The organism is Bacillus sp. FSL L8-0099 (assembly GCF_038006385.1).
Lineage (GTDB): Bacteria > Bacillota > Bacilli > Bacillales > Bacillaceae_G > Bacillus_A > Bacillus_A toyonensis.
Genome location: NZ_JBBOVC010000004.1, coordinates 117373 through 126464 on the forward strand (window position 1 = coordinate 117373; position 9092 = coordinate 126464).

General features: G+C 37.4%; 9 protein-coding genes. All 9 read right to left on the bottom strand.

The genetic code is table 11. The annotated features are described in order from the left end of the window. Positions 1 to 2 precede the first annotated feature (2 nt). Entirely contained in the window at positions 3 to 509 is a 507-nt protein-coding gene (locus MHH42_RS31665; protein WP_016084858.1) for a hypothetical protein, read from the bottom strand. Positions 510 to 526: 17 nt separating this feature from the next. Next, positions 527 to 1498, bottom strand: a complete 972-nt coding sequence (locus MHH42_RS31670) for a hypothetical protein (RefSeq protein ID WP_340895677.1) — start codon at positions 1496 to 1498, stop codon at positions 527 to 529. 28 nt (positions 1499 to 1526) lie between these two features. Then, entirely contained in the window at positions 1527 to 1961 is a 435-nt protein-coding gene (locus MHH42_RS31675) for a hypothetical protein (RefSeq protein WP_340895678.1), read from the bottom strand. A 14-nt stretch (positions 1962 to 1975) separates the two neighbouring features. Next, positions 1976 to 2605, bottom strand: a complete 630-nt coding sequence (locus MHH42_RS31680) for a hypothetical protein (protein WP_098126421.1) — start codon at positions 2603 to 2605, stop codon at positions 1976 to 1978. A gap of 120 nt (positions 2606 to 2725) precedes the next feature. Next, on the bottom strand, positions 2726 to 3709 hold the full coding sequence (locus MHH42_RS31685; RefSeq protein ID WP_340895679.1) for a hypothetical protein: 984 nt from the start codon (positions 3707 to 3709) through the stop codon (positions 2726 to 2728). Positions 3710 to 3823: 114 nt separating this feature from the next. After that, positions 3824 to 4267, bottom strand: coding sequence for a hypothetical protein (locus MHH42_RS31690; RefSeq protein ID WP_340895680.1), 444 nt, complete (start codon positions 4265 to 4267; stop codon positions 3824 to 3826). A gap of 28 nt (positions 4268 to 4295) precedes the next feature. Then, entirely contained in the window at positions 4296 to 5666 is a 1371-nt protein-coding gene (locus tag MHH42_RS31695; protein ID WP_016084864.1) for a hypothetical protein, read from the bottom strand. A gap of 14 nt (positions 5667 to 5680) precedes the next feature. Beyond that, on the bottom strand, positions 5681 to 7192 hold the full coding sequence (locus MHH42_RS31700) for a hypothetical protein (protein ID WP_257143187.1): 1512 nt from the start codon (positions 7190 to 7192) through the stop codon (positions 5681 to 5683). Between the two features lie 11 nt (positions 7193 to 7203). Then, positions 7204 to 8940, bottom strand: coding sequence for a terminase large subunit domain-containing protein (locus MHH42_RS31705; protein ID WP_340895683.1), 1737 nt, complete (start codon positions 8938 to 8940; stop codon positions 7204 to 7206). Positions 8941 to 9092: the final 152 nt, after the last annotated feature.

Here is a 9092-nt window from a genome sequence, read left to right on the forward strand (position 1 = left end):
ACCTACTTAAAATCTGTAACAGTAAATGCAATGGAATAACCGCCAAACTTATTATTATGCATCCATAGTTCATTTACATATCGCATTTTCAGTTCGCCCATTCCTAGACCTTTTGTTCCCTCGAACATCTTAACGATTTCACCAAGCATTAAATCTTGTCTAACACCAGTGTCTGTACGCATTAAATCATGATGAGTGAACATATAGAAATACAATTCACCACTTAGATAGTCGTCAAAGGTTTTAAACCCTTCTTGATGTCGCCTAAAACCGTTAACACCCAACGTTAAAAACGTTTTCTGTTCATCAACGGTAGCAGGGACAAATCTATAAGGAAATATGTTCGTATGCATCAATTCGTCTGGGTCTTCTAAACTAGGTTTAAATAAAGCATCTCTAGTACTATATTTTATTAGCTTTGTTAATTTATCAGATTCAAGTACGCGATTTAAGATTTCCATCTTATACTCGCCAAGTTTTTCAACTGTTGATACTCCGTACTTTGTCAACTTTTTCACCCTCTCTACTAATATGGACTAACGATTCGAACCGTCTTAGAGCCAACTGTACCGTCCTTAGATGTGGCAACTACGTTAATAGTTAAGCCAACTTTTCTAAAGTCTTTGACAATCCTAAGCTTGATACTATTCGCTGTCCGCTCAACTATTTCAGCAGATGAATCTATATCGGCAATCGTCCAATCGACCTCTTCATCGACTTCTGTTCCATCATGGAAAATCTTAGCCTCATATTGTACAAGAGCGCCTATTCTAGCATTGTCTGCACCACTAACAATAACTTCTTTGGCTACGTTAGAAGGCTTTTCGTCTACATCCTTATCTGGATTAATAACATCGTAATAATCTGCAATTTCAAGTTCAATATTATCTCTTTCTGGATTAACGAAGTCTTGCTCTAAAAGATAGTTAATTAAACCTTTACGAGAGACATTGTCTTTGAACATTACTTGGAATACCATGCCACCAATAAAGATACGTTGACCAATTTTAATAGCCATTGTCTCCCTATTATTCTGCATGTACATCATCATCTTTCCGTTTACAATCCAAGAGTAGTAACCACTCGTACTAACCCCTAATGTATATAACGTCTGGTTCTGAATGAACGCAGGAACGCCATTACCATCGCCACAAACTTTACCATCTACCATCCATTTGATGACTTGGTTAGAAGATTTCATCTTCGCTTGTTTGTGTGAGTTAATTGTCTTGTATTCCTCTGTAAAGACCATCCAAGTCTTATCTCGCCACTCAACATAAGAACCAACCTTCATATTACTATCGTTTTCAGTGATGATATATTTATCATCCGATAGGTCTTTGTTGTTGTTCTGGTTGACATCTTGAAAAACAGCAGGTTGCTCAATTCCATCAATTTTAACCATTTCTCTATTGATTGTATTATTGAAATATAGTTCAAATTCCCTCTTCTGTTGATTCAAACTTCTTTCAAATGCAGTATTACCCTTAAGGCTCATTCTCTTTCTAAAAGTAGAATAAGACATATTACCACCCCTCTAGTGAGAAGTTTTTATATGTGTACTCAACTGCGTATCTATGAACCTCATCTTCCATGTCTTTATCAAGCTTAGATAGTTCTTTTAAATATGTAGTACCCTGTACAGCCTTAAAATCTCTGTCACCAACTGTTTTACTCATTAAGTCGGCACTATTTTTCTTAGTAGATAACCAAGCTCTTTTCATGCCAAGTGCTAAAATAAATTGCTCTTGAGAACTTAAGTCCTCCGCAAATTCACCCATACCATTTTCTTCAAAAATGTTTTCTAAGTCTTTTTTGCATTGAGGAAAATACAAGCTTCTAGCTGTATCAAGAAAACCAAAGAGAACTTCGCTTAGCTCGTCATCCCCAAGCAAGCCAAATTCATAGTCATCGATAGAAGCTAGAAACTTTTTATAAATAGAATCAAAAGATGTCGCCACTGCAACACCCCCTATTAAATTTCAATTTCATCATCGATTTCAGATTCTTCTGCATCATCGAATAGGTCTTCGTTAACATATCCTTCGATTACTTTCATCTTCGTGTAATCTCCGAACTCATCAAGTTTGAATAGTTTAACAGATGTTTCAATTACTTTAGCGCGCAATTTAGGACTCATAGATTCCATGACTTCCTTAAATTTCTTCGCACTTGTTCTCTGAATGAAGTTTTTGATAGCGTCTGGGTCGGCATCTCCATTGGACAGCGCATATAACTCATCGTATATTTTAGTCAATCCAAGGTATCCAAGGACATCTTCTAGCGTATATTCTGGGTCTAAAACCTCTGTAATAATGATTGAGAAACCTTCCAAATTCTTTCTACCAGAGTTAACCATTGCTCGTAGGTCGCTAACTGAAACTTCTGTTTCATCACCATGTTTCTCCATGTCAATTCGTTCAGTCATTCTAGAATTATCATAGAAGAATTGACCAAATGAATTATTCTTGACAATACACATAGTGTCTCGGTCTACATTTACGCGTCTTCGAACTGGTTTCTTTTCTAGTCGTTCACGATTCTGTCTTTCATTTGATTGAAAGCGCCCTTTCGGCTTACTATTGCTATAATTACGTTTTTCCATAACACAACTCTCCCTCTCTTTGTGCAATACTTTTGTTTAATTATAGAGGGGTTGCATAATTTAACCCCTCTATAATAGAATATCACAAACTTTTAATATCTGCAATACTTTTGTTTAAAACTATTGGATTTTATACATTCCGTAAACTGCAGAACGAACTACACCAAGACCAAATTTCTTCATTAATTGGTGTTCCATTTGTTGGTCGTTGCGCGCTCCTGCTTCAGCAGTTTCGAGCATAATAGACTCACCCTCAACAACAATCTTAATTAATTTTTCCCCTTGAGGAACAACTAATAACATATTGTCGTCTACAGCGAATTCCTCTGTACCAACTTTGTAAGCTTGTGGAAGTAAGATTAAATCAGTCCCAGAGAAAGTACCGATGTATCCAACTTGGTTCATCTTGTCTTTCATACCGTCTGAAAGGTCTAGCGCTTTAGAAATCTTACGTAGAGCTTTCTTAGTTCCCATTACAACAGCTTTCTTCTGAGACTTTGTTTCAACGTGTTGAATCATGCTGAATAACTTGTCTTCATCGTAAGCTCCAGTTACACCGAAAGTAGCATTTAGTGTAGTGTAAGACTTAGCGATACCTTCATAGATACGAGTACCCATGTCGTTAACGTAAGATTGAGCAATGCGGTCAACCATAGCAGTCCAGTCCACTAAACCTGCGATGAACATCTCAAGCTCAGAGTAGATTTTAGTACCGAACCAGTCAGTATCTACAGTGAAGTTACCGCTTAGTAATTTCTGTCTACGTAAATCGTTATTTCCGCCTGCAATACGAGCGATACGGAATAGAGATTTGTCTTCAACAGTGAATACTAGTTTGTCGCCAGTAGCAATGTTACGTACTTCTGCTAAGCTATCAAATTGGTTTGTTACAATGATTCCAGTTACTACGTCTACTGCTTCTGTGATAACGCGGAATAATTTATATTTATTTTCTTGGTAGTTGTAGAAGTTAAATTCTCCACCTACTGCATCAAGAATAATATTGCGAAGTGCATCTTCGCCTGTTACATCATTAAATTTAACGTTTTTGCCTTGATATACATCTAAAGCTAAACGCTGTAATTCAGTCATTTTTGCTTTCATAAAGCGTATTCACCTTCCGTTGTTAAATATAGTTTTTTAGTTTTTACAGGAGTTACCCCAAACCTACTATTCTTTCTCTTCTGGAGTTACAGGAGTAGTAGGTTCATTAGTAATTCACTTAGTAGAAATGCGGATAACAGCTAATTCTCCTGCATACATGTCGTTATCGATAGCGATAATTTCACCATGTAAGCCTGCAGGTGTGCCAACTTTAAATCCATTAGCATCAGGAACTACAAGAGCGCCTTTTGCTAGAGCGCCAGAAACGCCTTTCTTTTCAATAGAGATAATATCCCCTTCTTCAAGAACGAACCCACGACCAACTTTTCCTTTTTCAAGAACGAAGTCTAGTTCATTTTGGCGTTCCCAGTAAGTTAATGGTACAGAAGCGTGGAATACTAATTTCTTAGTTACATCTCCAGATGGAGTAACTTTTCGAGCCTCTCCGTCAGCTTCTAATGCTCCAAGAGCAACGAATTGACCATTTACTAAATCTACATCAGCGATGATAGATTCTAAGTGAGCAGTTGATTTAATCTTGTCTAAACGAACGTACACTAATATGCACCCTTTCTAATCTTCTAAATTATTTTGTGAAATATGTTGATAGCGAACCATACGGTAGATTTGCATCTGTATTAGTTGCATGAACACGATTTCGAGTCTCTTGCGTATTAGCAGAGAATTTGTCTTTCTTAAGAAGCATGAATCCAATTTCTTTCTCAATTTCTACAAGAGAGAAAGTAGCTAGGTTTGCTTCAATCGCCTCAAACTCATCCTTAGATAAAGCAGACGCATAACTAGCAAGCTTGTCTTTCTTCTCAGCCAATTCAACATTAGCTTTGAAAGTACGAAGTTCATCAGCTTCATCTGTTAAAGTCTGATACTTAGCTTTTAAATCAGCTAATTCAGCCTCTACAGCTTCAAACTTTTTCTTCTCCTCGTCTTCTTTAGACTTGTCAGCTTTAGACTTCTTCTCGTCCTCATCTTCCTCATCATCAGAAGCAAACTTTTTCTTTTCGTCCTCTTCTTCGTCCTCAGACTCGCCAGATTTAGAAGCTTTTTTAGCCTCTTTCTCTTTTTCATCTTCGTCATCATCAGCGAACTTTTTCTTAGCCTTCTCTTTTTCTTCTTCCTCTTTTGCCTTAGCTTTCGCTTCTTCGTCATCGGAAGTAGCTTCTGGAGATTTAGCTTTTGCTTTCTCAGCCTCTAATTTCTTTTTCTCTTCCTCATCCTTCTTAGCGAAGTCTGGGTTAGTATTCAGTTTTGTCAAAGTTACACCACCTTCGGAATTGTTATCTGCAGAGAAGTAACTATTAAACTCTGCAAGCATTTCTTTCATCTCAGATTTAACACTGTTAGCAACTGAGAATTTCTCAACGGTACTTGACACCATAGCAGGAGTAACTCCTTCACCTAAGATGCAAGCGCCTTCAAATTTAGCTTGTGTAAACACAAATAAGCCCTCATCGTCAAGGTAACCCTTGATACTTGAAGGGGCTAATTCCATAGACTGTGACTTGAAACCACCGTCTCTATCGAAAATCTCAGATATCTCCTTGAACTTATTCCAAAGGATTCCGTTAACTACGAGATATTCTCTTTCAATGCCATCTTCACCATACTTGGTTTCGAATCTAGCATTGTTTGCCTCTGGAATTACACCATAGGCATGACCAACATACTTGATGTTAAATTCTCCATTTTCAATTACAAGTCGCTCTTCGTGACCTGCAAAGTCAGTGCCAATATCTTCTGTTGGAGTTAAGTATCCAAGGATAGGCACATTGGCTAATGATGGAATCATAGATTCTAAAACCTGCTTTGAGAAAATGGAGTTGTTTCTGTTTTCACCAACATGTGCAATCCAGATTTTCACTGTCATGAATCTGTCATCTAGAACATTTTTTATCTGTTCAAATTTAATTGGTAGACTAGTATTAACTAATTTCACCATTTCACCACCCTTCACTATTCGGCATCTTTAATACGAACAGTGGTATCAGTTGGTTTTTCTGATTGCGGTCTCCCCTTCTCTTTTTCTTGAGCTTCATTTCCGCTCATTGTATGAGAAGTTTGTTTCGCAATCATAAGGTCATCAATCGTTAAGATTTGCTGTTCAAAGACTAGCATTGTAGCGAATTCTAATGGAGTCATTCCGCAATAAGCTAGATACTCCATACGAGAACCACCAAACGAAAGTTGGTCTTTAGCAGTCTTAATTGCTTCATCTCTATCAAAGTGTGAAATGTTTAAGAATTTCACTTTCCAAATCACTGTCTTTTTGCTTGCCTTTCTCAGTTCATAATTGTAATAATTGGTGAACATAGGAAGTAGGAAGCTATACAGCCATTGGCAATCTACTTGAATAGAACGTTCTAAAGCTTGAGAACTAGAATTGTCATCAGCGAATAGCTGAGGTGATACACCTGCACCCTTATAAAGTTGCTCAGATGTTTTATCTAGCAACGAGAACTTACCATCTTTACCAGTACCATTAAGCGTAATACCTCTCGTATCGAAAGGATTCGTAATCGCTACAGAACCTTCTGGCAAACTCTTTTTTAGAGCATTATGATATTCGTGAACTACTGGAAGCTCCATTAAAGGTCTTCCTTTGTCATCAGTTTCAATTTTAGAATGGACAATTTTGGAGTTATCAAGTTTATCTGTATCTTCCATTTTGTCTTTCGCATTCTCAATTTTGATTGCATCGATAAGAGCATTTGCAATAGGTGGTAAAGCCATACCTCCGTTAGCTAAAACATCAGTATCGATTGTGAATGCTACACCTTTGTCCGATACTTGATACCATCGTCCGTCAATCAATTTTTCAGTTTGACCATTTTTATAAGACGTATAAGCGTTCTGCAACTCTTTTGGGAATACCTCAAAGTTAGCATCAGAAATCTTTGTTACGTCAAATTGGAATCGATATACACCATCTTCTTCGTATCCGACACGACAGAAAGCTGTAGGAATATCTTGATAAACAACACCCTTTGAATCTTCCAATTTATACTGATATGTAACACCAGTAGTGAACAGTTTCTCTGTAAATATTGGGAGATTGTATTTAGGATTTAGCCTGTCTAGAAAGATAGCTGTTTGAATAAAAGATTCCTGCGTTTTCTTAATATCGCTAGATTTAATCTTCATAGGATTCGTAAGAACTGGGTAAAGAACATGGTCGAACGTTAGTAAGCTACTCATATACTTGATGATTCGCTTATACATACCGTTGACCTGTTTCATAGAAGACGATAGCCCTGCAACTTGTACAGCGCTCTTAGCAGGGTCTTGAAGCATTGTCTTGAGACGAGATTCGCTCATACCTCTTGCTCCATTATTACCGCCACTAGAGCCTTTAAAGTTTGCTGAGGCTGATGCGAACTTAGAATGTTCTAGCATCGAATTTGACTTCTCGCTATTATTATTCTTGCGTCTTCGCTTGTAATAGTTGTTAGTATTACGATTATTCAACGCTTCTTCACCTACCATAAGCAATATTGAAGTAAGTCATCGTTTCCACCAGTTTTTAAGATATCGTTCTCTAATAGAGTTGCTACATAGTTTCCATATCCAATAGAGGAGTATCTATCCTTTGTAGTTGTTCCGACTTCTTTAATTTTGATGTAACCACTTCTAACTTCATAGACAAGGTTAACAAGCTCATTCGTTAAAGCAGTTGTCTGCAGAAACGGTCTAAGCATATGAACCTGTTCTTCTGTTGTTTTCTTCATATAACCCTTACGCTCAATTAACTCTTCCTTCGCTTCAATATCATTGATAAGTAAGCGGATTTTTCGCTTTTCAAAGGCGATTCGTAATCCAGTAGCAACCTTATGGTTTAACTCAGAATTACCTTTAATTGAGTAGATGATTGGAATGGCGTTAGGGTCAATTTTTCGCTCATCCATTGCCTCATCATTAATTACTGTCCAAGCAGGATATTCTTCATCTCTATCTTTGTCATAGAGTATCTTTGTGCAAGAATCATAGATTGCTATACCGTTACCATTTGTATCCATGCCAACAAAGTCAGCTTCGAAATCATAGAATAGTTGTTTCAATCTAATTGCTTGGAGTTCGGCATGTTGTCCTGCCATACTCTCTAAATACACAACATCGCGCCTAAATTCTTCGCCTTGTGGCAATAATCTCATTAACGTGAAAGCAGTTGTATCATTCTTAACCGATTTACTGCTACCCATTAAGGCAATATCCATACTTACGATACGGATTTCTCCTGCCTGCTTAGGCATGTTCGTAAGTTTCTTTCTACTACCCTTATTCTCTACATACTCTCGGTCTGTAGGAGGATAGAAAGGTTTAGGAAGTGTTCTACACTTCTGGATATCATCTAATTTGTAGTAAGCGTTCTCATTTTCACCAACGAAAAGCGCCTCATACTCCATGTCCCAACTCATCTGGTCAAAGTCTTCTTCTGTTCTCTGTTGTTCTACACGCTTCCTAGATAGGAGCTTGTGGAATACAGATAACTGCCAAGGCAGTACAGCAACGAAGTAATCTTTTCCTGCCATCATTTGTTTTAAATACGAATTAAAAGATTCATATATCCAATGATTCTTATACCACGCTGAAGAGATATAGATTTCCTTATTCTCTTCTTCTAAGTGTTGGTATTTAGGATTTGCTAGGTAAGGTGGAGTACGGTTTACGTTCAAGAATGGACGTAAGATAGTATCGATTGTTTCTTTTGATATCAACCTAAACTCGTCAACTATTAATATATTAGCGCGATAACCGCGAGCCGAGTCACCGCTCGTAACCGCAGTAATCTTAGAACCATTAAAGAAGACTACGTAACATTCATTTGCACTAGTCTTAAACTCTTTAATCTCTCGTTCTACGTTTTTAGAGTTGTTTTTCAGAGCAAATATCTTCTCTGTAATGATTAATCTCGCCTGACCTTTTGTACCAGATGCAAGCACGATATTAGAGCCTGGGAAAAGTATAGCCCTAATTACACAGTACACTGCGATTAGGTAAGACTTCCCTTGTCCGCGCGCCGCCAAATACATAAAGAAACCATAGTGGTTCATAGCCCACAACAAAATCTTTTGATATAGGAACAAGTGTATTCCGAGATAATCCTTTGCAAATCTCTGTGGATTTGCTCTATAGAACGATGTCCATAATTTAAAGCCATCTCTCAGCTTATCTGTTTTCGTTTTTGATTCTTGGGATTTTTTAGCAACCTTAGACATATTAGTCTTCACCATCTAGTTTAACTATGTCTTCATCTTTAATCATTCCGAATACACGCTTAATTTGCGTTACAAACCATCGTTCAACGTATTTCTTAATACCGTCAACGTCTCTTAGGTCTTCGGATGCTTCTGGAATAGGCTCTGTTTCC

Coding starts and splice junctions, on each gene's coding strand:
- MHH42_RS31685 (WP_340895679.1), bottom strand. CDS start 3,709: ATGAAAGCAAAAATGACTGAATTACAGCGTTTAGCTTTAGATGTATAT.
- MHH42_RS31705 (WP_340895683.1), bottom strand. CDS start 8,940: ATGTCTAAGGTTGCTAAAAAATCCCAAGAATCAAAAACGAAAACAGAT.
- MHH42_RS31680 (WP_098126421.1), bottom strand. CDS start 2,605: ATGGAAAAACGTAATTATAGCAATAGTAAGCCGAAAGGGCGCTTTCAA.
- MHH42_RS31695 (WP_016084864.1), bottom strand. CDS start 5,666: ATGGTGAAATTAGTTAATACTAGTCTACCAATTAAATTTGAACAGATA.
- MHH42_RS31670 (WP_340895677.1), bottom strand. CDS start 1,498: ATGAGCCTTAAGGGTAATACTGCATTTGAAAGAAGTTTGAATCAACAG.